At 66.5% G+C, this 23,314-nt stretch carries 16 protein-coding genes and 1 pseudogene; 9 read left to right on the top strand and 8 right to left on the bottom strand.

Going from position 1 to position 23,314, the window contains the following annotated elements; translation table 11 throughout:
- Window positions 1-11 precede the first annotated feature (11 nt).
- The 4 genes from hpaD to CJ028_RS08835 all read right to left on the bottom strand — a co-directional run bounded on the left by hpaD (window position 12) and on the right by CJ028_RS08835 (window position 4,906).
- Window positions 12-1,085, bottom strand: a complete 1,074-nt coding sequence (gene hpaD / locus CJ028_RS08850; protein ID WP_105034897.1) for a 3,4-dihydroxyphenylacetate 2,3-dioxygenase — start codon at window positions 1,083-1,085, stop codon at window positions 12-14.
- A gap of 145 nt (window positions 1,086-1,230) precedes the next feature.
- The gene (hpaE, locus tag CJ028_RS08845; protein ID WP_105034896.1) at window positions 1,231-2,745 is read right to left on the bottom strand and encodes a 5-carboxymethyl-2-hydroxymuconate semialdehyde dehydrogenase; all 1,515 of its coding nucleotides are present in this window, start codon (window positions 2,743-2,745) and stop codon (window positions 1,231-1,233) included.
- Window positions 2,746-2,747: 2 nt separating this feature from the next.
- Window positions 2,748-3,455, bottom strand: a complete 708-nt coding sequence (locus CJ028_RS08840; RefSeq protein WP_105034895.1) for a GntR family transcriptional regulator — start codon at window positions 3,453-3,455, stop codon at window positions 2,748-2,750.
- A complete protein-coding gene (locus CJ028_RS08835; RefSeq protein ID WP_105034894.1) occupies window positions 3,443-4,906 on the bottom strand; it encodes a fumarylacetoacetate hydrolase family protein in 1,464 nt (487 codons plus the stop codon). Before CJ028_RS08835 ends, CJ028_RS08840 begins: the two co-directional genes overlap by 13 nt.
- Window positions 4,907-5,094: 188 nt before the next feature.
- Here CJ028_RS08835 and CJ028_RS08830 point away from each other — a divergent pair, with 188 nt between their 5' ends.
- From CJ028_RS08830 to CJ028_RS08805, 6 genes are all read left to right on the top strand, one after another.
- Window positions 5,095-6,465, top strand: coding sequence for an MFS transporter (locus CJ028_RS08830; protein WP_105034893.1), 1,371 nt, complete (start codon window positions 5,095-5,097; stop codon window positions 6,463-6,465).
- 249 nt (window positions 6,466-6,714) lie between these two features.
- On the top strand, window positions 6,715-8,196 hold the full coding sequence (locus tag CJ028_RS08825; RefSeq protein WP_105034892.1) for an NAD-dependent succinate-semialdehyde dehydrogenase: 1,482 nt from the start codon (window positions 6,715-6,717) through the stop codon (window positions 8,194-8,196).
- 189 nt (window positions 8,197-8,385) lie between these two features.
- On the top strand, window positions 8,386-9,192 hold the full coding sequence (locus CJ028_RS08820) for a TrmH family RNA methyltransferase (RefSeq protein ID WP_105034891.1): 807 nt from the start codon (window positions 8,386-8,388) through the stop codon (window positions 9,190-9,192).
- A gap of 66 nt (window positions 9,193-9,258) precedes the next feature.
- Complete coding sequence (locus tag CJ028_RS08815; protein WP_105034890.1) at window positions 9,259-10,443, top strand: thiolase family protein; 1,185 nt, start codon at window positions 9,259-9,261, stop codon at window positions 10,441-10,443.
- A complete protein-coding gene (locus CJ028_RS08810) occupies window positions 10,443-11,225 on the top strand; it encodes a 3-hydroxyacyl-CoA dehydrogenase (protein WP_105034889.1) in 783 nt (260 codons plus the stop codon). Before CJ028_RS08815 ends, CJ028_RS08810 begins: the two co-directional genes overlap by 1 nt.
- 44 nt (window positions 11,226-11,269) lie before the next feature.
- The gene (locus CJ028_RS08805; protein WP_105034888.1) at window positions 11,270-11,569 is read left to right on the top strand and encodes a hypothetical protein; all 300 of its coding nucleotides are present in this window, start codon (window positions 11,270-11,272) and stop codon (window positions 11,567-11,569) included.
- A 9-nt stretch (window positions 11,570-11,578) separates the two neighbouring features.
- On the opposite strand, the gene CJ028_RS08800 is transcribed toward CJ028_RS08805, so the two are convergent.
- Together CJ028_RS08800 and CJ028_RS08795 are read right to left on the bottom strand one after the other, a co-directional pair.
- Window positions 11,579-12,601 (bottom strand): agmatine deiminase family protein, encoded by a 1,023-nt coding sequence (locus CJ028_RS08800; protein ID WP_240607167.1) that lies wholly within the window; start codon window positions 12,599-12,601, stop codon window positions 11,579-11,581.
- Between the two features lie 8 nt (window positions 12,602-12,609).
- Complete coding sequence (locus CJ028_RS08795) at window positions 12,610-13,581, bottom strand: nitrilase-related carbon-nitrogen hydrolase (RefSeq protein ID WP_105034886.1); 972 nt, start codon at window positions 13,579-13,581, stop codon at window positions 12,610-12,612.
- 71 nt (window positions 13,582-13,652) lie between these two features.
- Here CJ028_RS08795 and CJ028_RS08790 point away from each other — a divergent pair, with 71 nt between their 5' ends.
- Window positions 13,653-14,273 (top strand): TetR/AcrR family transcriptional regulator, encoded by a 621-nt coding sequence (locus tag CJ028_RS08790; protein ID WP_105034885.1) that lies wholly within the window; start codon window positions 13,653-13,655, stop codon window positions 14,271-14,273.
- Window positions 14,274-14,280: 7 nt separating this feature from the next.
- Here CJ028_RS08790 and CJ028_RS08785 read toward each other — a convergent pair whose 3' ends face one another.
- On the bottom strand, window positions 14,281-15,723 hold the full coding sequence (locus CJ028_RS08785; protein ID WP_105034884.1) for a helix-turn-helix domain-containing protein: 1,443 nt from the start codon (window positions 15,721-15,723) through the stop codon (window positions 14,281-14,283).
- 179 nt (window positions 15,724-15,902) lie between these two features.
- Between CJ028_RS08785 and CJ028_RS08780 the strand changes: the two genes are divergently transcribed.
- Both CJ028_RS08780 and CJ028_RS08775 read left to right on the top strand, forming a co-directional pair.
- Window positions 15,903-17,753: a phosphoenolpyruvate carboxykinase (GTP) gene (locus tag CJ028_RS08780; RefSeq protein WP_105034883.1), complete on the top strand. Its 1,851-nt coding sequence runs from the start codon at window positions 15,903-15,905 to the stop codon at window positions 17,751-17,753.
- A 222-nt stretch (window positions 17,754-17,975) separates the two neighbouring features.
- Window positions 17,976-20,939, top strand: a pseudogene (locus CJ028_RS08775) (alpha-mannosidase); the annotation flags it as partial.
- 186 nt (window positions 20,940-21,125) lie between these two features.
- On the opposite strand, the gene CJ028_RS08770 reads toward CJ028_RS08775, so the two are convergent.
- Window positions 21,126-23,045 carry an ABC transporter ATP-binding protein gene (locus CJ028_RS08770; RefSeq protein WP_439099035.1) on the bottom strand — a complete coding sequence of 640 codons (1,920 nt, stop codon included), beginning with the start codon at window positions 23,043-23,045 and terminating at the stop codon, window positions 21,126-21,128.
- Window positions 23,046-23,314 lie beyond the last annotated feature (269 nt).

The following is a 23,314-nucleotide window of genomic DNA, read 5'->3' as shown; positions in this document are numbered from 1 at the left end:
CGCACTGCTTTCTAGAGGGTGGTGCCGAGTTTGAAGCCGGCCAACTCGTCGTCCTTGCGAGTGTAGGAAAAACCGTCGGCGCCGACGGTCACGGCCATCTCGCTGGACTCGGTGCGTTCGATCACCGGCTGCGGGTTGCCGTCGAGGTCGAGCACGAGCGAGGCATCCGTGTACCAGCTGGGCACGACGGGGTTGCCCCACCAGTCGCGGCGCTGGTTGTCATGCACGTCCCAGGTGACCACAGGATTGTCGGGGTCGCCGGTGTAGTAGTCCTGCGTGTAGATCTCGACGCGGTGGCCGTCGGGGTCGCGCAGGTAGAGGTAGAACGCGTTCGAGACGCCGTGGCGGCCAGGTCCGCGCTCGATCAGGTCGCTCTTGCGCAGCGCGCCGAGCTTGTCGCAGATGTAGATGATGTTGTGCTTCTCGTGCGTCGAGAACGCAATGTGGTGCATGCGCGGCCCGTTTCCGCCGGTGAGCGCGGTGTCGTGCACGGTGTCCTTGCGGCGCATCCAGGCCGCGTAGGTGACGCCGTCGGAGTCCTGAATATCTTCGGTGACGCGAAAGCCCAGGTCCTCGAGGTATTTGCGGCCGCGACCGACGTCGGGGGTGACCTGGTTGAAGTGGTCGAGGCGCACGAGAGCGCCCGGTCCCTGCAGGTCGTAGCGCCAGGCGAGGCGTTCCACGTGGGTGGTGGCGTAGAAGAACTCGTACGGAAAGCCGAGCGGGTCTTCAACGCGCACGCTGTCGCCGATGCCGTTCACGAAGCCCTCGGTGCGACGTTCGGTGCGGCAGCCGAGCTCCTTATAGTAGGCCTCGGCCAGGTCGACGTCTTCTGGACTACGCACCCGGAAGGCCATCGCGGCGACGGCGGCAATGGGGCCCTGGCGCAGCACGAGGTTGTGGTGAATGAACTCCTCGAAGCTGCGCAGGTAGATCTCGGTGTCGCTCTCCTCGGTAACGACGAGGCCGAGAATGTCGACGTAAAATTCGCGCGAGCGGGCCAGGTCGGTCACGACGATGTCCATGTAGGCGCAGCGGAGGATGTCGGGCGGGGTAGCTGTGGGGGTGGGGATCGGATTGGTCATGGGATTCTCCTCGTTGAGGGTGACGCGGGGTGTGTGCGGGGGTTCTGCTGGGGTGAAGCGGATGCTGGGCCCACCTTATGAACGCGGGCCCAGTTTATAAACTGGGCCTGTGGACGGGGCCCGGGCCCTGTCCACAGGGGCGCGGCTAGTTGCCGCCGAAGCGGGGCGTGTGCACGGGGGCGAGCGTGATGTGCACGGCCTGCGAGTCGGTGTAGAAGTCGATCGACCGATAGCCGCCCTCGTGGCCGAGGCCGGAGGCCTTGACGCCGCCGAACGGGGTGCGCAGGTCCCGCACGTTGTGCGAGTTCAACCAGACCATTCCGGCGTCGACCGCCTGGGCGAAGTTGTGGGCGCGGGTGAGGTTCGTGGTCCAGATGTACGCAGCCAGCCCGTACTTCACGCCGTTGGCCAAGGCGAGCGCTTCGGCATCCGTTTCGAAGGGGGTGATGGCTACGACCGGGCCGAAGATCTCCTCCTGGAAGATGCGGGCGGTCGGGGCGACGTCGGCGAAGACGGTGGGGGAGACATAGTTGCCCTCCGTTAGTCCTTCCGGACGACCGCCGCCGGCGAGCAGCCGACCCTCGGTCTTGCCGATTTCGACGTAGCTCATGACCTTGGCGTAGTGCTCGGGGTGAACGAGCGCGCCGACCTCGGTTTTCGGGTCGTGCGGGTCGCCGACCACGATGCTCTGCGCGCGGGCGGCATAGCGGGCGCAGAAGTCGTCGTAGATTGACCGCTCGACCAGGATGCGGCTTGACGCCGTGCAGCGCTCGCCGTTGAGGGAGAACACGCCGAACAGGGTGGAGTCGATCGCGGCGTCGAGATCGGCGTCGGCGAAGACGACGGCGGGCGACTTGCCGCCGAGCTCCATCGACATGCCCTTGAGGTTCGCTGCGCAGTTGCGGTAGATGGTCTGGCCGGTCGTGGTCTCGCCGGTGAAGGAGATGAGCGGTACATCAGGATGCTTGACCAGCGCATCGCCGGCCTCCTCGCCGATGCCGTTGACCAGGTTGAAAACCCCGTCAGGCACGCCGGCGGTGCGAAAGATCTCGGCCCAGAGGCTCGCCGACAGCGGCGTGAATTCGGCTGGCTTCAGCACGACGGTGCAGCCCGAGGCGAGCGCGGGGGCGAGCTTCCAACTTTCCAGCATGAACGGGGTGTTCCACGGGGTGATCAGCCCGGCCACCCCGACCGGTTTGCGGTTGACGTAGTTGATCTGCCGGCCGGGCACCTTGTAGGTGTCGTCGGCCTGCGCCACGATTAGGTCGGCGAAGAAGCGAAAGTTCTCGGCCGCTCGCTGCGCCTGGCCGAGCGCCTGCGTGATTGGCAGCCCGGTGTCGAAGGTTTCCAGTTCGGCGAGCCGGGCGTCCTGCGCCTCGACGGCGTCGGCGATCGCGTGCAGCACGCGGGCGCGGGCGCGGGGCAGCATGCGTGGCCAGGGGCCGTTGTCGAACGCTTCCTTCGCGGCGGCGACGGCCAGATCGATGTCGGCCTGCTGGCCGGCGGCCGCGGTGGCGTAGGTCTGGTTCGACACCGGGTCGAGCACATCGAACGTTTCGCCGCCGACGCTGTCGACGAATTTTCCACCGATGAAGTGACGGATGCTGGTGGGCAGGTCGGCGGGGACGTAGTGCGTGGTTTGGACAGACGTCTGCGTCATGGTCAGGCTCTCTTTCTCGGGGACGGTTCGGGGGCTGAGTGGGGGTGATGCGATTTTTGGTAATCGAGGAAGGCATCCAGGGTGCTGGTGCGGTGGGCGCGCGCGGCCAGCTCGAGTGTGAGCGCGTCGGAGCCCGACTCGATCAGTTGCAGCAGGTTTTCGTGCTCCGAGACGGAGTCGCGGGCGCGACCGGGCACAAAGCTGAAGGTCGAGTCGCGCAGCACTTTCATGCGGTTCCAACCGCGGTGCACGAGGTCGAGGATGTGCGGGTTCGGGCAGTTTTCGAACAGGATCGAGTGAAAGTCGAGGTTGAGTTCGGTGAACCGGTGTGGGTTCAAGTCTTCGAGGGAGGCGGCCATGGCCTGGTTGACCGAGCGGGCGCGGTCGATGTCGGTGGTGGTGATGAACGGTGCTGACAGCGCGGTCGCGACGCCCTCGACGACGCTCAGGGTCTGCATCGTGTAGAGGTATTCGGTCTCCTCGAGCATGGCGACCTGCGCGCCGACGTTGCGCTCGAAGGTGACCAGTCCCTCCGCTTCGAGGCGACGAATCGCCTCGCGCACCGGTACGACGCTGACGCCGAGCTCCTTGCCGATTGCGCCCAACACCAGGCGGTAGCCCGGTGTGAACGTTCCGTCGGAGATGCGCGCTTTGATCCACTGATAGGCCAGTTGTGACTTGCTGACCGACGGCGCTGTTACTGCAGCCATTGCTGGTACCGTCCCTTCCACTTCGCGTTCATCGGGTACAGCCCGTCGACGCCCTCACCGGCGGCGACCATCTCGGCGATAAAGGTTTCCTCGCGCTCCTGCTCGATCGCGTCGGCGACGACCTCCTCGATCAGGTGCGGCGGAATCACGAGGATGCCGTCGGCGTCGCCGACGATCACATCGCCCGGTTGCACGGCCGCGCCGCCGCAGGCGATGGTGAGGTCGGTGTCCCACGGCACATGCTTGCGGCCGAGAACGGCCGGATGCGCGTTGGCGAAGTAGGTGGGCATCGTCAGGGCAGTGACGGCGGCCACGTCGCGCACCCCGCCGTCTGTCACCAGGCCAGCGGCGCCGTTCACCTGGGCGCGAAGGGCGAGGATATCACCAACCGTGCCGGTTCCGGTCTCGCCGCGGGCCTCGATCACGAGTACATCTCCGGGGCGGAGCGAATCGAAGGCACGCTTTTGGGCGTTGTAGCCGCCGCCGTGAGAGACGAAGAGGTCCTCCCGGTTGGGAATGAATCGCAGGGTGCGGGCAAGACCGACCAGACGTGCGCTCGGCCGGGTGGACTTCAACCCGTCGATCGAGACGTTGTTCAGGCCGCGCTTGCGCAGCTGGGAGCTGATCGTGGCGGTGCCGACCGAGTTGATCTTCGCCTTGAGCTCGTCGGTCAAAATGGTGGCCTGGCCGGTCGACGCCGGCAGTCCGGCCGCCTCCGCTGATCCCCACGCCTCGGCCCGTTGCAGATCGTCGATCTTCGGGCCGGCGCCGTATTCGGCCATAGCGACCGTACCGGCGACGACGGGCGTGACCAGTCGGCCGGTGCTGGGCGCGCCCGGCGCGGTGGGGGCATCCACTTCGACCTCGACCACGTCGCCGGGCTGCACGACGGAGGAACCGGCGGGGGTTCCGGTGAGAATCACGTCGCCGGGTTCGAGCGTCATCAGCTGGGAGAGATCGGCGACCAGACGGCCGAACCCGAAGGCCAGTTGCGCAGTGGTGTCTTCCTGCACCAACGCGCCATTGACCCAGGTGCGCACCCGGAGGGCATCCGGTTGAATATCTGTGGCGTTGATCACGGTCGGGCCAAGCGGGGTGAAGCCGTCGCCGCCCTTGGACTTCAGGTTCGAGCCCTTGTCGGCGTAACGCAGGTCATAGACGCCGAAGTCGTTCGCGGCGGTGACACCCGAGACGGCGGCCCAGCCCTCGTCGGGGTTTACCCGACGGATGCTGTGGCCGATGATCAGGGCGATCTCGCCCTCGAAGGCAAGCAGTTCGGTGCCGGCCGGGCGTTCGATCGGCGTGCCAGACGCGCTCACCGAGGTTCCGGGCTTCAGAAAGTAGGAAGGCTGTTCCGGCGTGCGACCGCGCTGAGCGATGCGAGACGGATAGTTGAGGTGCAGGGCAATCACCTTGCCGGGGGTGCCGGTGAACGGTGTGGGGTGCTGCATAGGATGTCCTCTCGCGGCGCTGCGTGTGTATTTGAAATGATATACGATCGCCCGAAAGATGCAACCCGGCCGGGCATTCTCGTACGGGGCGATTGCGCTCGTATCTCAAATCATATACGATCAGTGGCATTCGCAGGTCGTGAACAAGGTCGGCCGTGCGACCAACCATGACAAGGGAGTCACAGCAGATGTCATCTGTTTCGACAGCAGCACCGCCCATTCAGCGCTCGTCCGATCGGCGACGGGTGGCGATGGCCACGGTCATCGGTACCACGATCGAGTGGTACGACTTCTTCCTCTATGCCAGTGCCGCCGGCCTGATCTTTGCCGAGTTGTTCTTCAAACCGGCTGGCCCGCAGATCGCCATCCTGCTCTCCTTTGCTTCGGTTGGCCTCAGTTTTCTATTCCGCCCCCTCGGGGCCTTCCTCGCCGGCCACTTCGGCGACAAGCTCGGACGCCGCGCCATGCTGGTGATCACGCTGATCCTGATGGGGTCGGCAACAACATTGATCGGTGTGCTGCCGACCTACTCGCAGATCGGCGTTGCGGCGCCGGTCATTCTTCTGCTGCTGCGCATCGTGCAGGGCATCTCCGCCGGCGGAGAGTGGGGCGGTGCGGTGCTGATGGCGGTCGAACATGCGCCCGACAACAAGCGCGGCCGGATGGGCGCCTTCCCGCAGATCGGCGTACCGATCGGTCTTCTGCTGGCCTCCGGAATTCTCGCCCTGATGACCGGTGTGATCTCGCCCGGCGACGCATTCCTTGAATGGGGCTGGCGCATTCCGTTCCTGCTCAGCTTCGTGCTGATCGTCGTCGGCTTCATCGTGCGCCGGAGCGTCGACGAGAGCCCGGTGTTCAAGGAGATCGCCAAGCGCAAGCAGCAGACCAAGGTTCCGATGGTCACCCTCTTTCGCAAGCACTGGCTGCTCGTCATCCTCGCCGCGCTCACCTTCGCGGGCAACAGCGCCGCGGGTTACATGACCACCGGCGGATACCTGCAGAACTACGCGACCGACCCGAACGGGTTCGTCGGCCTTGAACGTACCCCGGTGCTGCTGGCCGTGACCGGCTCGGCAGTGGTCTGGCTGCTGATGACCTGGATCGCTGGCGGCGTCTCGGACAAGATCGGTCGGCGTAACACCTACATCATTGGCTGGATCGTGCAGTTGATCACGGTGTTCCTGCTGTTCCCGCTGGTCAACACCGGAAACGTCTGGCTACTGTTCCTCGGCCTGTCCATGTTCACCGTGGGCAACGGTTTCACCTACGGGCAGCAAGCGGCGTATTTCACCGAACTGTTCCCGGCCTCGATCCGATACTCCGGCGTCGCGATCACCTACGCGCTCGGAGCGATCCTCGGTGGCGCCTTTGCCCCGTTGGTCGCCGCCGCGCTGGTGCAGGCCACAGGAACAGCGCTCTCCGTGGCCTTCTACATTGCCGGTGTGACCGTCATTGCCTTCGCAGCGACGCTGGTGTTGCGTGACCGCACCGGCATTCCGCTCGGGCCCGATCACGAGGTCGAGCAATCCACCGGCCAGATCTACGGCATGCCACGGTAAAAAAGGCCGCGGGTGCGCCAGCACATTGTGGGCCGTGGTGTTGCTGGCGCTCATGCTCGTCGGCCTGCCCGGTCTCCGGCCGCCCAACACGCCAGCATGGGCCTCGCCATGTCCGCGATGACGGTCGGCATGGTCGTTCCGCTGATGTTCAACTGACCCGAGAAACATCCGCTGCCACCGGACGTGTCGGTGGGCGCAGCTAGGCTATTACCGTCAGATCGACGGGCAGACATAAGCATGGGAGATGCAATGACAGTTGTTACCGACGCGCGCACGAACGAATCCGAGCTGCTCGCTCGAGTGCCGGGCCAGCTCTACATCAATGGCCAGTGGATCGCCGCAACCGGCGGCCGTACCCTCGATGTCACCGATCCGGCCACCGGCCGGGTCATCAAGACCATCGCCGACGCGAGCGTGGCCGATGGCGCCGCAGCCCTCGACGCCGCCGACGCCGCACAGGCCGACTGGGCTGCGACCCCCGCCCGCGTGCGTGGCGAAATCCTGCGCCGCGCCTTCGACCTGCTGCAGGAACGCAAGCAGGAGTTCGCCCTGCTCATGACCATCGAAATGGGCAAGCCGCTGCCCGAGGCACTCGGCGAGGTCGCCTACGGCGGCGAATTCCTGCGCTGGTTCAGCGAAGAAGCCGTGCGCATCAGCGGCCGCTACGGCACCAACCCCGAGGGCACCGGTCGCATGATCGTCACCCAGCACCCGGTCGGCCCCTGCCTCTTGATCACCCCGTGGAACTTTCCGCTGGCCATGGCGACCCGCAAGATCGCCCCGGCGCTCGCCGCCGGCTGCACCGTCGTCGTCAAGCCGGCCGCGCTCACCCCGCTGACCACCCTGCACTTCGTGGCCCTGCTCGAAGAGGCTGGTCTGCCCGCCGGCGTCGTCAACGTCATCACGACGTCCCAGTCCGGCGCGGTGACCGAGCCGATCATCGCCGACCCGCGCCTGCGCAAGCTCAGCTTCACCGGGTCGACAGCGGTTGGCAAGTCGCTCATCAAGCTTTCCGCCGAGAACGTGCTGCGCACCTCGATGGAGCTCGGCGGCAACGCCCCGTTCGTCGTCTTCGCCGACGCCGACCTCGACAAGGCCGTCGATGGCGCCCTCATCGCCAAGTTCCGTAACATCGGTCAGGCCTGCACCGCGGCCAACCGATTCATCGTGCACGAGTCCGTCGCCGCCGAATTCGCCCGCCGGGTCACCGACAAGGTCGAGGCGTTTCAGATCGGGCGTGGTACAGAGGCCGGCATCACCATCGGCCCGCTGATCGATGGCAAAGCCGTCGCCAAGGCCGATGCCCTCGTGCAAGACGCGGTTTCCCGCGGCGCGACCGTGCTCACCGGCGGCGCGGCGATCGAGCGCGAGGGAACCTTCTACGCGCCCACCGTACTAACCGGCGTCTTGCCGGGCAGCGACATCCTGCGCGACGAAATCTTCGGCCCTGTACTCGCGATCAGCACCTTCACCGACGAAGCTGATGCCGTGCGCCTCGCCAACGACACCGAATTCGGCCTGATCAGCTACGTGTTCACGACCGACCTCGCACGCGGCCAGCGCATGATCGACAAACTTCAGACCGGCATGATGGGCCTGAACACGGGCGTCGTCTCCAACGCGGCCGCGCCGTTCGGCGGCGTCAAGCAGTCCGGACTCGGTCGCGAGGGTGGGCTCGAGGGAATCCAAGAGTATCTCTCGACGAAGTACACGCTCACGCCGACCCCGTAGGGTCCCGATCGTGGGCCGGCCAAAGTGCCGGTCCACCCGCGAGGTGCTAATTCAGGAAGGCCGGGTCCGCCAGCCCGCCGTTCCGCGTGATTGCGGGCGCGGCGGGTTCGCCCCCCGAACGTTTTCCTGAATTGGCCCCCACCGACACCCGGCACGCCGGGACTTCGGACAGCTGGCTAGACTTTGCGGATGCCCCTGATCGCGATTGACGACCTGAGCGATGCGCGACTGGTCGACTACGCCCACCTCACCGATGTCGCGCTCAAGAAGGCCCGCGGCACCGAGCACGGGCTGTACATCGCCGAGTCGGGCCTGGTGCTCGAGCGGGCCCTGCGTGCCGGGCATGTTCCACGCTCGGTGCTCGCGCTCGGCAACACTGCCGATGAGGCTCTCGCGGTGCTCGGCGACTACGCGGCCGAGGTTCCGGTGTTCGTTGGCCCCGGCGACTTGCTCGCCGACCTCACCGGCTACATTTTGCATCGAGGGCTGATCGCCTCCATGAACCGGCCAGAGCTGCCGGACGCCGATGCCCTGTTGGCCGGCGCACGCCGCATCGTTATCCTCGAAAACGTGTCGGATCCGACCAACGTCGGCGCCATCTTTCGCTCAGCCGGTGCCATCGGAGCGGATGCCATTCTGGTCACGCCGCGTTGCTCCGACCCGTTCTACCGCCGAGCCATCCGCGTGTCGATGGGTACCGTGCTGCAGGTGCCGTGGACGAGAGTCGGCGATTGGACCGAGACCCGCGCTGTACTGACCCGGCACGGTTTTCACGTGGCGGCGCTCGCCCTGACCCCCGACGCGGTCAGCCTGCGCGACTTCGACGGCGCTGGCCATGAGCGGCTGGCCCTGCTGCTTGGCGCCGAGGGTGAGGGGCTCACCCCCGAGGCTCTCGCTGCATCAGACAGTGTCGTGCAGATTCCGATGAAGCACGGGATCGACTCGCTCAACGTGGCCGCGGCGAGTGCCGTCGCGATGTGGGCTTTGTCCGGGTAACTGGCGCTGGAGCATCCGCTGTCGAGACCGTGGGTCGCCCCCGCCGCGCGGGCTTAGGCTGGGGTCATGAGCAATGAAGCTGTCATCGTCGACGTTCTGCGCACCCCGTCGGGCCGGGGCAAGCCAGGGGGAGTCCTCGACGGCATCCATCCGGCCGACCTTCTGGCCACCGTGTTGCGCGAACTGGTCAGCCGCAACAACCTCGACCCGGCGCTGATCGATGATGTGATCGGCGGCTGCGTCAGCCAGGTCGGCCAGCAGAGCAACAACGTCACGCGCACCGCGTTACTCAGCGCCGGATTTCCGGACACCGTTCCGGGCACCACAATCGACCGGCAATGCGGCTCCAGCCAGCAGGCCACCGCTTTCGCGGCCCAGGCTGTGATGAGCGGCACCGCCGACGTGGTAATCGCCTGCGGCGTAGAGTCGATGAGCCGGGTTCCGCTCGGGTCCTCCGCCAGCACACAGGACCCGTTCGGCACGCTCATGCACGAGCGTTACCCCGACGGCTTGGTCAACCAGGGTGTCTCCGCGGAACTAATCAACCAAAAATGGAACCTCGGCCGCGATGCCCTCGACACCTACGCGGCACGGTCACACCGGCTCGCCGCGGCGGCGGTCGAACGCGGCGACTTCGGGGGCGAAATCGTGGCCGTCACCAGGACGGACGGCAGTATCGTCAGCGAGGACGAAACCATCCGCCCCGGTACCTCGCACGCCTCGCTCGCGGGCCTTCGCCCCGCCTTTCGCACCGACGCCCTCGCCGCGCGGTTTCCAAAACTCGGCTGGCACGTCACCGCCGGAAACTCCTCGCCGCTGACCGACGGCGCCTCGGCAACGTTGATCATGAGCGCCAAGCGGGCCGCGCAGCTCGGCCTCAACGCCCGCGCCCGCTTTCACAGCTTCACCGTCGTGGGGAGCGACCCGATGCTTATGCTGACCGGAGTGATTCCGGCGACCCAGCGCATCCTCGCGCGGGCCGACCTCGGTATCGACGACATCGACGCCTACGAAATCAACGAGGCTTTCGCGAGCGTGCCGCTGGCCTGGCTGCGCGAGCTTCACGCCGACCCCGATTGCCTCAATCCGCGCGGCGGAGCTATCGCCCTCGGTCACGCCCTCGGTTCCTCGGGCACGCGCCTGCTCGGCACGCTGCTCAATCACCTCGAAATGACCGGCGGTCGCTGGGGCCTGCAGGCCATGTGCGAGGGCGGCGGCATGGCCAATGCAACCCTGATCGAGAGGCTCTAATGCAGATTGACGGATGCTCCGCCCTCATTACCGGAGGCGCCTCCGGCCTCGGCCTGGCCTGCGTTCGCACGCTGCACGAAGCCGGGGCATCCGTGGTGCTGCTCGACCTGCCCGGCGCGCCCGGCGAGAAAATCGCGGCCTCACTGGGCGACCGCGCCCGGTTCGTAGCCGGCGACGTCACGAGCGCGGGCGACGTGCAGACCGCCGTCGACGCCGCTGTGGCACTGGCACCGCTGCGCATCGTGATCAACTGCGCCGGTATCGCGCCAGGCGCCCGCACGGTCGGCCGCGATGGGCCGCTGCCGCTCGAAGATTTTGAGCGGGCGATTCGGATCAACCTTGTCGGCACGTTCAATGTCGTGCGGCTGGCCGCCGCGGCGATGCAGCGCACCGAACCCGTGGGCGACGCGGACCGTCAGGGCGGCGCCGAACGCGGCATCATCGTCAACACCGCCTCCGTAGCTGCCTTTGATGGGCAGATCGGGCAGGCCGCCTATGCCGCGTCCAAGGGCGGCGTGGCCGCGATGACTTTGCCGCTGGCTCGTGAATTCGCCCAGAGCCTCATTCGAGTGATGTCGATTGCGCCGGGCATCTTCGACACCCCGATGCTGCAGGGCTTGCCGCAGCCGGTGCGGGATTCCTTGGGTGCCCAGGTACCGCATCCGTCCCGACTCGGCGACCCAAAGGAGTTCGCATTCCTGGTGCGGCATATCATCGAAAATCCCATGCTCAACGGAGAAACTATCCGTCTTGACGGGGCGATTCGGATGCAGCCGAAGTAGGACTTTAGGGTCGAAGTAATGACTCAAGAGGGGAGCACCACCGCATGGCAGTCATCTTCGGCACGATTCTGGTTCTCGCCGGGTTCGCCTGTGGTATTTACGCTGTTCTGCAACTTGTCTGGGCAAACCCCGCAGTTCCACTGCCCCTGTTCACCAGCCCGCCAAGCCGGCCGCGGGCATCCGTTCTACTGAACGTCGGAGCCGTCGCTCTGGTGATCTGGGGCGCCAATCTCATGACGCCCGACATCGGCGCGTGGGCCTTCGTGCTGCTCATCGTGGCTGTGCTGCTTCCGTTCCTCGTGATTCGTGCCTGGCACAATGGGCTGGTCGCCGCAAGGTGGTGAGCGCGCTGATTAGGCTGGCACGGGCGCAGACGGCTGCTGCTGCGTGATGCAGTGGATGCCGCCGCCACGCGCGAACAGCGGCCGCGCGTCGACCGAGATAACGCGGCGTCCCGGGTAGGCGGCTGCGAGTACGTCGCGGGCCCGCGAATCGGCCCGTTCCTCGCCGAAGCTGCACGCGATAACGCCGCCGTTGACGACGACATGATTTACGTAGTTGTAGTCCACGAACCCCTCGTCATCGCGCAGCACGGCCGGTGCCGGCAGCTCGATGATCGTGAACGATCGCCCGGCGGCATCGTGCGCGTCGGCCAGCAGCGCCCGAAAGTCGCGGGTGATCGAGTAGTCGGGATGCGCGGGATCGTTCTGCGTGTGCAGCAGAATCGTTCCCGGCGACGAGATCGTGGCGACCATGTCGATGTGCCCGCGGGTGCCGAACTTGGCCTGGTCGCGGGTGAGGCCGCGCGGCAGCCAGACCACGTGCTCGGCACCGATCGTGCGCCGCAATTCCGCCTCCACCGAGACCCGGGTGGCACCGGGATTGCGCCCGGGGTCCAACTGCACGCTCTCCGTCGCCAGCACGGTGCCCACGCCGTCGACGTGGATCCCGCCGCCCTCGTTTACGAGGTGCGACGATACCAGGGCTGCGCCGGAGGAATCCGCTACAAACCGGCCGACCGACTCGTCTTTGTCCCAGCTGGCCCAGTCCTGGCCGCCCCAGCCGTTGAAAGTCCAGTCGATGCCCCCGAGGCGGCCGTGTGCGTCGTGCACGAAGCTCGGGCCGATATCGCGCATCCAGCTGTCGTTCAGCTCGGCTTCCAGGACCTCAATCTCGCTACCCAGGTAGCGGGCAGCGTCGGCGCGGGCGGCCGGGTCGACGACCATGGTCACCGGCTCGAAGTCGGCCACGGCGTGCGCGACGGCCGCCCAGGTGCGGCGTGCCTCATGGGCCGACTCGGCGGTATTGCCGAGGGTGTAGCCGCCGGCTGGGAAAGCCATCCAGACCCGGTCCTGCGGTGCGGTTTCGGCCGGCATCCGCCAAGTCATGCGCGCTCTGCTCCAAACGGATGCGCCGGGTCGACCGCCGCCGTCAGCCCCGCGTAGCTGTCGGGCCGGCGGGTGGCCAGGAACGGGAACAGACTGAGCCACTCCTCGCGCTGGGCCAGATCGAGATCGGCCACGAGCGCCACGGACTCGCCGCGCGGCGCTTGCACGAGCACGCGTCCGAACGGATCGGAGATGAAGGAGGAACCGTAGAAGGTGAGGTCGCCCTCGTCGCCGTGCCGGTTGGGCACGACCATGAACAGTCCGCTGGTGATGCCGTTGGCCACGATGACCTGCTGCCAGATCGGCCGGGTGTCGAAGTTCGGAAAGAGCGGCTCAGAGCCGATCGCGGTGGGGTAGGCGAGAATCTCGGCGCCGCCGAGCCCGTACAGCCGGGAGACTTCGGGAAACCACTCGTCCCAGCAGGTCGGCAGGCCGAGGCGGGCGCCCGCCACGGTGTAAACCGGGTAGGCGTCCTCGGCGGGACCCGGCCGAAAGTACGTGTCCTCGTAGTAGCCGCTGGTGACCGGAATGTGCGTCTTGCGGGTGCGGCCGAGCAGTTCGCCGGTCTCCGACACCAGGATGGCCGTGTTGTAGCCACGCGGGTCGTTCGGTGCGTCGGTTTCGGCCGGCCGTTCGAATAGCGACGCGTGCACGGAGACGTTGTGCAGCCGGGCCTGAGCGGCCGCGAATTCGTAGGTGGGGCCGTCCCTGAGCGGCTCCGCATCCGCTTTGGGCGTGCCGGTGGCCCGCACATTGCCGGGGTACTTGCTGAGGGTCAGTTCGGGCAAAAAGATGATGCGGGCACCGGCCTCAGCCGCCGTACGGATGCCGTCGGCCAGCTCGGCCCGCAGTGTCGCCGCGTCGGCGTGCCAGCGATGCTGTACGAGGGCGACGCGCAGGGGGAGGCGGTCGGGCTCGTTGACCCGAGTGGGAGACGCTGGGCTGGACGGGGCCTCGATCAGGCGCATCTTGTTCTCCTGGGACTCTTATTGATCAAGTGATCAACAACTGGATCCCAAACTATATACACTGGGGTCCCATGTCAACACTTTCCGCCCGCAACCGGCGCAAGACTCCCGCCGAGCGGGCCGCGGAGATCGCGCTGGCCGCCCGCCAGATCGCCCTGACCGAGGGGCTCGCCGCAGTCACGGTGCGCGCGGTAGCTGCTCGCGTCGGGGTAGCGCCTGCGCTGGTCGCGCACTACCGGCCCAGCATGAATGTGCTGGTCGCTAGCACTTTCGGCGCGATCGTTGCGGCCGAGATCGATGAGGTAGCCACCGAATTGAGCGCCTGCCGCACATCGGTGCACGCCCTCGCGGCCCTGATCGACACCCTGCTCGGCCCGGAGCGCAGCACGGTTACCGCAATCTGGCTCGACGCCTGGAGCCTCGGTCGACGCAACCCGGTACTGGCCGCGGAGGTAGGCCGCCAAATGGATGCCTGGCAGGAATTTCTGGTCGCCCTGCTCGAGGAGGGCGCGATCCGCGGCGAATTCGTGGTCGACGCCCCGCCCGCCCTGGCCTGGCAGCTGCTCGGAATCATCGACGGCCTGACCGCCCACGCCACGGTGCGCTACGGCGACGCCGGCAGGCAGCGACCGCTCGTACGCACCATCGTCGAACACGAACTCGGCCTGCCCGAGGGCTCGCTGGCACCCTAAATTCTCGCTACTCCGCCGCGTGCGCCTCCAGAAACGCGTACACCTCGGAATCGTCGACTCCCGGAAAAGTTCCGGACGGCAACGGCGACAGCACGTGCGCGTGCAGCCGAGCGCTCGGCCAGGCCCGGCCCGCCCAGCGTGCGGCGACATCCGAGTTGGGGCGGCGGCAGCACGACTCGTCCGGGCAGCGTGACACCGTGCGCTGGGTGGTCTCTCGACCGCGAAACCACTTCGCCTGAGCGAACGGAACACCGACGCTGATCGAGAATTCACCGGCATCCGTTGACCCGGTTTGCGTCGCCGACCAGAACGTGCCGGCCGGGGTGTCGGTGTACTGGTAGAACTCGGTCGTGCGGTTGGTGTGGGTGAACGCGCTGCGCGCGCTCCACTGCTTGCAGACGTACTGGCCTTCGATCGAGCCGGTGACGTCCACCGGAAACGGCAGGTCGTCGTTCTCGTACCCCTTCTGTAGGGCTCCGTCGCCATTGACCCGCAGAAAATGCAGGGTCATGTCCAGGTGACTGGTGGCGAGGTTGGTCAGTCGCAACGCCGCAGCCTCGTGGGTAACGCCGAAGGCGTCGCGAAAGTCTTCCACGGCCAACTCCCGCTCCTGCTTGGCATGTGAAAGAAAGGCAACGGATGCCTCGCGCGGCATCAAACATGCCGCCGCGAAATAGTTGATCTCAAGCCGCTGCCACAGGAATTCCGCGTAGCTGCCGGGCCGTTCGTGCCCGAGCAGTCGGTGGCCCATCGCCTGCAACGCCATCGATCGCAGGCCGTGCCCGCCGGGAATCGACGCTGGGGGCAGGTAAATGCGCCCGTTGGCGAGGTCGGTGACCGACCGGGTGGAGTTCGGCAGGTCGTTCACGTAGATCAGGCTGAAGCCGAGCTGATCGGCCATGACGCTCACCTCGCGGTGGGTGAGGGCGCCCGAGATGTGCCCGCTCGCGCGCACCCGTTCCTCGACGAGTTCCTCGATCTCGGGCATGTAGTTGCCCTGGTCGCGCATCCGCTCCCGCAATTCGGTGTTGGCGCGGCGGGCCTCCTCCGGGGTGGCGATGGCCTCGCTGGCCCGGCGAGACAGCTCGCGGTGCAAGCCGAGCAGCGATTCGATCGCGGGCAGCGGCATCCCCTTGGTTACCTTCACGACGGGCAGACCGAGCGCGCCGTAGAGCGGATTCTTCTGCGCCCGATCGAGTTCGATCTCGAGTGCCGCCCGATTATTCGGTGCTTCCCGGCGCAGCAGCTCGGCCAGGTCGACCGACAGCGCGGTCGCGAGCTCCTGCAGCGTCGAGAGTTTCGGCTCCCGGCGGCCGTTCTCGATGAGTGACAGCTGACTGCCCGCGAGGCTGATCCGCTCGCCGAGCTGGTCGAGGGTGAGGCCGCGTTCGCTTCGAAAATGGCGGATGCGATGGCCCAGGGTGATCAGATCGGAAGCTTGAGGCGACATTCTTTAACAATATCTAAAGAACGGGCATTCTTAACGAACAATATCGCCGGTTCTCGTTCGCAGAGAGGGCCATTCTTGGTTTGTGGCCGAAATTATGGCCGTACGCAACGTCAAGTCAGCAACGCAGCCAGACGTTCCATAAATTTGCATCTACCCGAGCAGTACGGAAAGGCCAGAATATGACTCTCACCAAATCGTCCCTCCAGACCAACGGGGATGCCTACCCGTCGCGTACGGGCAGCACTGACCCCAACCTGCAGGCTTGGGTCGATGAGATTGCTCGCCTGACCGAACCCGACGCCATCGTCTGGTGCGATGGATCCAAGCGCGAAGCCAATGAGCTCTCCAAACTGCTCGTCGCCTCCGGCCAGCTCATCCGCTTGAATCCGGAATGGCGCCCGAACAGCTTCCTCGCCCGCACCAACCCCAAGGACGTCGCCCGCGTCGAGAACCGCACCTTCATCTGCTCCAACGATGAAGCGGATGCCGGCCCCACCAACAATTGGGCCGAACCGTCGGCCATGCGCGCCGAACTGCGCGGCGTCTTCGCCGGCAGCATGCGCGGCCGCACGATGTACATCGTGCCGTTCTCGATGGGCCCGCTCGGTGGCCCCATCTCGCAGCTCGGCGTCGAGATCACCGATTCCCCCTACGTCGTGCTCAACATGGGCATCATGACCCGCATGGGCGAGACCGTACTCACCATGATCGAAGATGGCGAACCGTGGGTGCACACCGTGCACAGCGTCGGCTACCCGCTCGTCGACGCGTCGGGCATCACGCGTCCCGACGTCGAATGGCCGTGCAACGATGACAAGTACATCGTGCAGTTCCCGGACACCCGCGAGGTCTGGTCCTACGGCTCCGGCTACGGCGGAAATGCCCTGCTCTCGAAGAAGTCCTTCGCCCTGCGCATCGCGTCGGTGATGGGCCGCGACGAGGGCTGGCTGGCCGAGCACATGCTGCTCATCAAGTTGATCTCGCCGGAGGGCGGCGTTTTCCACGTGGCCGCCGCGTTCCCATCGGCCTGTGGCAAGACGAACCTGTCGATGCTGCGCCCGACCATCCCCGGCTGGAAGGTCGAGACTATCGGCGACGACATCGCCTGGCTGCGCCAGGGCGAGGACGGTCGTCTCTGGGCCATCAACCCAGAGGCCGGCTTCTTCGGAGTCGCTCCCGGAACCGGTGAAACCACCAACCCGACCGCCGTCTCCACCATGTGGGGCAACACCATCTTCACCAACGTCGCCCTGCGCGACGACGGAGATGTCTGGTGGGAAGGCCTCACCGACAAGGCTCCCGAGCACCTGATCGACTGGCAGGGCAAGGACTGGACGCCCGCCTCCGGCCGTACCGCCGCCCACCCGAACTCCCGCTTCACCGTTGCGGCCGCCCAGTGCCCGTCGATCGCCGACGACTGGGAAGCTGCCGGCGGCGTGCCGATCGACGCCATCGTCTTCGGTGGGCGTCGCGCGACCAACGTTCCGCTGGTGGCGCAGGCCCGCAGCTGGAAGCACGGCGTGTTCATGGGCGCCACGATTTCATCTGAGAAGACGGCGGCGGCTGACGGCATCGTCGGCGAGCTGCGTCGCGACCCGTTCGCGATGCTCCCGTTCTGCGGCTACAACATGGCCGACTACTGGGGTCACTGGCTCAAGGTCGGCAAGGAGCTCGGCACCAACGCTCCAGCGATCTTCCAGGTGAACTGGTTCCGCAAGGGCCCGGATGGCGGCTTTATCTGGCCCGGATTCGGCGAGAACTCGCGGGTTCTCGAGTGGATGATCCGCCGCATCCAGGGCAGCGCCGACGCCGTCGACACCCCGATCGGCCTGCTCCCGGCCGAGGACGGCCTGAACCTCGACGGCCTCGACCTGTCGAAGGAAGCTGTTGACCAGCTCTTCGCCATCGACCAGACCAGCTGGCTCGCCGAGTGCGACCTGACCGAGGAATACTTCGACAAGTTCGGCGACAAGGTGCCGCCGGCACTGCGTGCCGAGCTCGCTAGCGTGCGCTACCACCTGAAGGACTAATTCTGCACAGTACAAGGCCCCGCCACTTCCCGTGGCGGGGCCTTGTGCGTGTACCGCCCGCTTTCGGCGGCGAATTCAGGAGATCCTCCGGCTACCGCGTCGTCCGGCCGCAGACCAGTGCGGCAGAAGTGGATGTCGGTGGCCGGATTTCCTGAATTCGCCACGGGCGTCCGCTGTGAGCCGACTTGAGCGGCCCGGGCGCGGCGGCCGTAGGATGCGAGCATGCATGACGACAGCGCACTCGTCGAGGCTCGGCTGAACCGGTTCGTCCGCGAACGGCTGCAGCCGGCGATCTACCGGGCCACCGCCCCGCTCACCGTCACCGCCTGGGTGGCGCCGGGGGAGCCGGTCTCGTTTGCCGAGGCGGTCTCGCATCCGTTTGCGCCGTTTGCCGTGGGAGACGCGTGGGGAAGGCCGTGGGGCACCGTGTGGTTTCACCTCGGGGGACTGGTCCCGCCCAAGTGGGCCGGCCTGGCCGATACTCGCATCGAGGTCGTGGTCGACCTCGGGTTTACGGCCGCAGTGCCGGGGTTTCAGGCCGAGGGCACCGCCTACAGTCCAGACGGGCGGCTGCTCAAAGGCGTCGAATCGTTGAACCGCACGGTCGCGGTGACCGACACTCGGATCGACCTCTACATCGAGGCCGCCGCCAACCCCAATATCGCCGCCGACTTCAGCTTCACTCCCACCCTGCTCGGCGACCTCGCTACCGCGGGCACCGCGCCGCTCTATCTGCTGCGACAAGCGGATGTTGCCGTGCGCGACACACAGGTCTGGCAGCTGGTGCAAGACGTCGTCGCCCTCGACGGCCTGCGCCGCGAGTTACCGGCCGCCGGGCCGCGGCGGGCCAATATTCTGCGCGCCCTGGAACGCTGCCTCGATCTCCTCGACCCCGACGATGTGGGTGGCGCCGCTGTCGCCGCACGCGCCGCTCTCGCCGAGGTGCTCGCGAGCCCGGCGCACGCGAGCGCGCACCGGGTGCACGCGGTCGGGCATGCGCACATTGACAGCGCCTGGCTGTGGCCGGTGCGGGAGACAGTGCGCAAGGTCGCGCGCACCTTCTCCAACGTGCTCGATTTGATCGACCGGCACCCCGATTTCGTGTTCGCGGCGTCGTCGGCGCAGCAATACGCCTGGCTGCAGGAGTTCCATCCCGAGCTGTTCGAGCGGGTGCGGCGGGCCGTTGAGGCCGGCAACTTCGTGCCGGTCGGCGGTATGTGGGTCGAATCCGACACGAACATGCCCGGCGGTGAGGCGCTGGCGCGGCAGTTCGTCGCAGGCAAAGGGTTTTTCCTGCGCGAGTTTGGGGTGGAGCCGCTCGAGGTCTGGCTGCCTGACTCGTTCGGCTACTCGGCGGCGCTGCCGCAGATCGTGCGGGCCGCCGGCAGCCGCTGGTTCCTCACCCAGAAACTGTCTTGGAACGACACGAACGTGTTTCCGCACCACAGCTTTCTCTGGGAGGGCCTCGACGGCAGCCGCATCTTCACCCATTTTCCGCCGGTCGCCGATTACAACGCGCAGCTCTCCGGGCATGAACTTGCCAGGGCCGAACGGCTCTACAGCGAAAAGGGTGTCGCGAACACCTCGCTCGTGCCGTTCGGCTGGGGCGACGGCGGCGGAGGACCGACCGAGGAGATGATCGCCGCTGCCCACCGAACCAGATCGCTCGAGGGATCACCGACGGTCGAATTGTCGAGCCCGCGGCGATTCTTCGAGGCGGCCGAGGCGGAGTATGCGGCGCCGCCGGTCTGGTCGGGCGAGCTCTACCTGGAGTTTCACCGCGGAACGCTCACCTCGCAGGCCCGTACCAAACAGGGGAACCGGCGCTGCGAGCACCTGCTGCGGGAGGCCGAGCTGTGGGCGACGACAGCCTTCGTCCAGATGGGAGCGGACTATCCACGCGCGGCACTCGGGAACGCATGGCAGACGGTGTTGCTCCACCAATTTCACGACATTCTTCCAGGGTCGTCGATCGCCTGGGTTCACCAACAGGCTGAACGCGAGTATGCGCGCGTCGCTGGGGTGTTGGAGGGGGTGATCGAGGCCGTCATTCGGGCGCTGTGCGGGCCGGGCGACGCGGCGATCGCGCTGAACGCGGGGCCGTACGCGCGCGCTGGCCTGCCAGCTCTCGGCGGCAGCGACGGTCCTGGCGATTCGCCAGCCGCAGCGACGATCGTCCGCACCCCCGACGGCTGGGTTATGTCGAACCGGCACGTGCGGGTGTCCATCGACGACGACGGACTGTTCACGTCGGTCTACGACCGAAAGCACCACCGCGAGGTCGTTCCGGCCGGTGCTCGGGCCAATTTGCTGACGCTACACCGCGACACCCCTACCGAGTGGGATGCCTGGGACATCGACGTGCCGCACGCGCGCCTGTTCGAGGCGCTCACCGATGCCGACTCCGTTGAGCAGCTCGACCGGCTGGCCGTCGGTCAGGTCGGCGTGCGCATCACCCGGCGGTTCGGGGCATCGGCGGTCATCGAAGACGTGTGTCTCGGCGACGACTCGAGCGCCATCGACCTCACCTTCAGCATCGACTGGCACGAACGCGAGAAACTGCTGCGCTTGAACTTCGCCCTCGACCTCAAGGCAGACCGGGCCGCGTCCGAGATTCAGTTCGGCCATATATTCCGTCCGACGCATGCGAACACCTCGTGGGATGCGGCCCGGTTTGAGACCGTCGCGCACCGCTGGGTGCACGTCGGCGAACCCGACTTCGGAGTGGCGATCGCCAACGATTCCACCTACGGCCACGCTATTTCACGCACCGTCTTCGCTGCAGTAACGGATGCCGCGATGCCGACTGAAACACGCGTCGGCACCACCGTGTCGCTCTCTCTGCTGCGCGCGCCGCTCTATCCCGACCCGAGCGCCGACCAGGGGCGGCATGAGCTGCGGGTATCCGTGCGCGTCGGGGCGAGTATTCCTGACGCGGTATATGAGGGCTACCGGCTGAACCTGCCATTACGCACGGTAACGGGCGTACATTCCACGCCGATCAAACCGCTGTTCACGGTCGACAACCCGGCCATCGTGATCGAGGCGGTCAAGCTCGCTGAAGACGACAGCGGCGACGTCATCGTGCGAATCTACGAGGCGCACGGAACCCGGGCGCGCGCCCGGGTCACCCGCTCGTTCGACGCCGCCCCGGCCCACGAGACCGACCTGCTCGAGCGCCCGATCGCGTCGGTGGCTATCACCGAGCACGAAGACTCCGCCCTGACGCTGGAGCTGCGCCCCTTTNTTTCAGCTAGTGACACTGCGCTATCGGCGCACGTAACGCCGGTAAATTTTGCGACACGCCGTCATCTCAGGTCAATCGCTGCGGCTTGTCGCATATTCACCGGCATTACATACCGGCTCGGCGGGCTAGACGAGCAGCTGGTGCTTCGCCAGGTCGCGGTAGAGCGGGGTCGAGACCACGAGCTCGGAGTGGGTGCCGACTCCGACGACCTCGCCATGGTCGAGCACCACGATCTGGTCGCTGTCGACCACGGTCGACAGGCGGTGCGCGATCACGATCAGTGTGCGGTCGGCCGCGACGGCGTCGATGGCTTCGCGCATCATCTGCTCATTCTTGCCGTCGAGGCTCGAGGTGGACTCGTCGAGCAGCAGAATCGGCGGCGCGGCCAGCAGCGCCCGCGCGATCGCCAGCCGCTGGCGTTCGCCTCCGGAGAGTTTCACGCCCGATTCGCCGACAGCAGCGCCCAGCCCGGCCGGGTCGCGGTCGAGCACTTCGCCCAGGTTGACGGCGTGCAGCACCTTGATGCAGTCCTCGTCGGTGGCGTCGGGCGTGGCGAGGGTCAGGTTGTCGCGCAGTGACCCGGCGAGCACTGGGGCGTCCTGTTCGACGTAGCCGATCTGCGCGCGCAGCGCGGTGCGATCCAGCGAGCGGATGTCCAGCCCGCCCAGTCGCACGGTGCCGTCCGAAACGTCGTAGAACCTCTCGATCAGGGCGAGGATCGTGCTCTTGCCGGCGCCGCTCGGCCCGACGAGGGCCGTGCGCAGGCCACGCGGTGCGCTGAAGGAGACTCCCTTGAGCACGGGGCGTGGGTCTGTTGATGCGGGGGTGTCGGTTGCGGGAGCGGTATCGGTATCGGTGGCGGCATCCGCTTCGCTGGAATCAGCGTCAATTGGAGCGACCGCATAGCCGAAGTGCACGTTCTCGAAGCTGATCGCGGCGGACTCGGGGTTGACCTTCTCGTTGGCGGCGCCGACCGTCATGGCGAGCGGGGCGATCTCGCGATCGAACTGATCTTCGGCGGGCAGGTCGATGATCTCCTGGATACGGCCGAGCGCACCGAGCGCCGAGTTGACCGAGGTGATCGCGCCGAAGAACTGGCCGAGCGGCATGATCATCATGAACAGAAACAGAATGAACGCGACCAGGTCGGCAATGGTGATGGCGTCGCTCGCGACCCGAAAACCGCCGACGCCGAGCACCACGAGGAATGACACCTGCATGGCGATGCCGGCGATCGGCACGACGAGGGCGCTGATCTTGGCGACCTTGATGCCCATGCGCCAGGCGCCGCGGGCGTCTTCTTCGATGACGGCCACTTCACGTTCGGTCGCATTGGCGGCGCGCACGGTGCGAATGGCGCTGATGGCGCGTTCGACGCTGGCCGCGAGGTCACCGACCTTCACCTGGGCGGCCGTGCTCGCGGTGCGGATACGCCGCGACAACAGGGTGACGGTGACCACCGACACGGCGATCACGAGCACGGTCAGGCCGAGCAGCACCGGGTCGATGATGAGCATCGCCACGAGCGCACCGATGAAGGTGAGCGATCCGCCGATCGCCTCAACCAGACCCTGGGTGAGCACCGCGCGCAGCAGGGTGGTGTCGCTGCCGACCCGGGAGACGAGGTCTCCGGTGCGCCGGACGTCGAATTCGCTGATCGGCAAGCGCAGCAGACGCCCGACCAGTTTGCGGCGGCTGGAGAGCACGACGCCCTCGCCGGTGCGCTGGAGCAGGTAGTGCTGGTAACCGCTGATCAGCCCAGAAATGACCACGAGGGCAATCAATACGCCAACGAGTGAGCCCAACGGATCCCCCGCCTGCACAATCGTGATGACCTGGCTCACCAGCAGCGGCTGGGCCAGGCTCGCTGCGGCACCGAGCACGCTCAAAACGATGACGACGCTGAGTACCTTTTTGTGCTCGAACAGGTAGGGCAGCAGCTGGCTGAACGTCGCTCGGGGCCCGGTGGGAACTGGCCGGCCGCGTCGGCCGCGCGGAGGCTTCCCGCCGGGCGGGGAAGCGGATGGAGCAGAAGTTTCGGGCACACGGGTAGCGGTAGTCACCAGAGAATCGTAGCCGCCGAAGATGCGAGCCATCCCCAATGTCACAGGGGCGGTCTAGGTTAGAACTGTGCCAGAGCCTGTCATCGCCACCCAGAATCTCGTCAAGAGCTATCCGGTCAAAAACTGGCTCTCATGACGTAACCGTGGGTCCGTTGGGAGCGCCTTAACGGCCGCACGCCGCTCTCCGCCTAGGTTTCTAACTGTCAAAGGTAAGAAACTCGGGAACGGAAAAAGCGGCGTGCGAACTCTAA

Source organism: Cryobacterium aureum, assembly GCF_002954245.1.
GTDB classification, from domain to species: domain Bacteria; phylum Actinomycetota; class Actinomycetes; order Actinomycetales; family Microbacteriaceae; genus Cryobacterium; species Cryobacterium aureum.
Note: the sequence above shows the minus strand (reverse complement) of the source record. Positions and strands in the feature narration are given on the sequence as shown.

Bases quoted from the DNA above. Each gene is read 5' to 3' on its own strand.
- hpaD (WP_105034897.1), bottom strand. From the start codon at position 1,085: ATGACCAATCCGATCCCCACCCCCACAGCTACCCCGCCCGACATCCTC.
- hpaE (WP_105034896.1), bottom strand. From the start codon at position 2,745: ATGACGCAGACGTCTGTCCAAACCACGCACTACGTCCCCGCCGACCTG.
- CJ028_RS08840 (WP_105034895.1), bottom strand. From the start codon at position 3,455: ATGGCTGCAGTAACAGCGCCGTCGGTCAGCAAGTCACAACTGGCCTAT.
- CJ028_RS08835 (WP_105034894.1), bottom strand. From the start codon at position 4,906: ATGCAGCACCCCACACCGTTCACCGGCACCCCCGGCAAGGTGATTGCC.
- CJ028_RS08830 (WP_105034893.1), top strand. From the start codon at position 5,095: ATGTCATCTGTTTCGACAGCAGCACCGCCCATTCAGCGCTCGTCCGAT.
- CJ028_RS08825 (WP_105034892.1), top strand. From the start codon at position 6,715: ATGACAGTTGTTACCGACGCGCGCACGAACGAATCCGAGCTGCTCGCT.
- CJ028_RS08820 (WP_105034891.1), top strand. From the start codon at position 8,386: ATGCCCCTGATCGCGATTGACGACCTGAGCGATGCGCGACTGGTCGAC.
- CJ028_RS08815 (WP_105034890.1), top strand. From the start codon at position 9,259: ATGAGCAATGAAGCTGTCATCGTCGACGTTCTGCGCACCCCGTCGGGC.
- CJ028_RS08810 (WP_105034889.1), top strand. From the start codon at position 10,443: ATGCAGATTGACGGATGCTCCGCCCTCATTACCGGAGGCGCCTCCGGC.
- CJ028_RS08805 (WP_105034888.1), top strand. From the start codon at position 11,270: ATGGCAGTCATCTTCGGCACGATTCTGGTTCTCGCCGGGTTCGCCTGT.
- CJ028_RS08800 (WP_240607167.1), bottom strand. From the start codon at position 12,601: ATGCCGGCCGAAACCGCACCGCAGGACCGGGTCTGGATGGCTTTCCCA.
- CJ028_RS08795 (WP_105034886.1), bottom strand. From the start codon at position 13,581: ATGCGCCTGATCGAGGCCCCGTCCAGCCCAGCGTCTCCCACTCGGGTC.
- CJ028_RS08790 (WP_105034885.1), top strand. From the start codon at position 13,653: ATGTCAACACTTTCCGCCCGCAACCGGCGCAAGACTCCCGCCGAGCGG.
- CJ028_RS08785 (WP_105034884.1), bottom strand. From the start codon at position 15,723: ATGTCGCCTCAAGCTTCCGATCTGATCACCCTGGGCCATCGCATCCGC.
- CJ028_RS08780 (WP_105034883.1), top strand. From the start codon at position 15,903: ATGACTCTCACCAAATCGTCCCTCCAGACCAACGGGGATGCCTACCCG.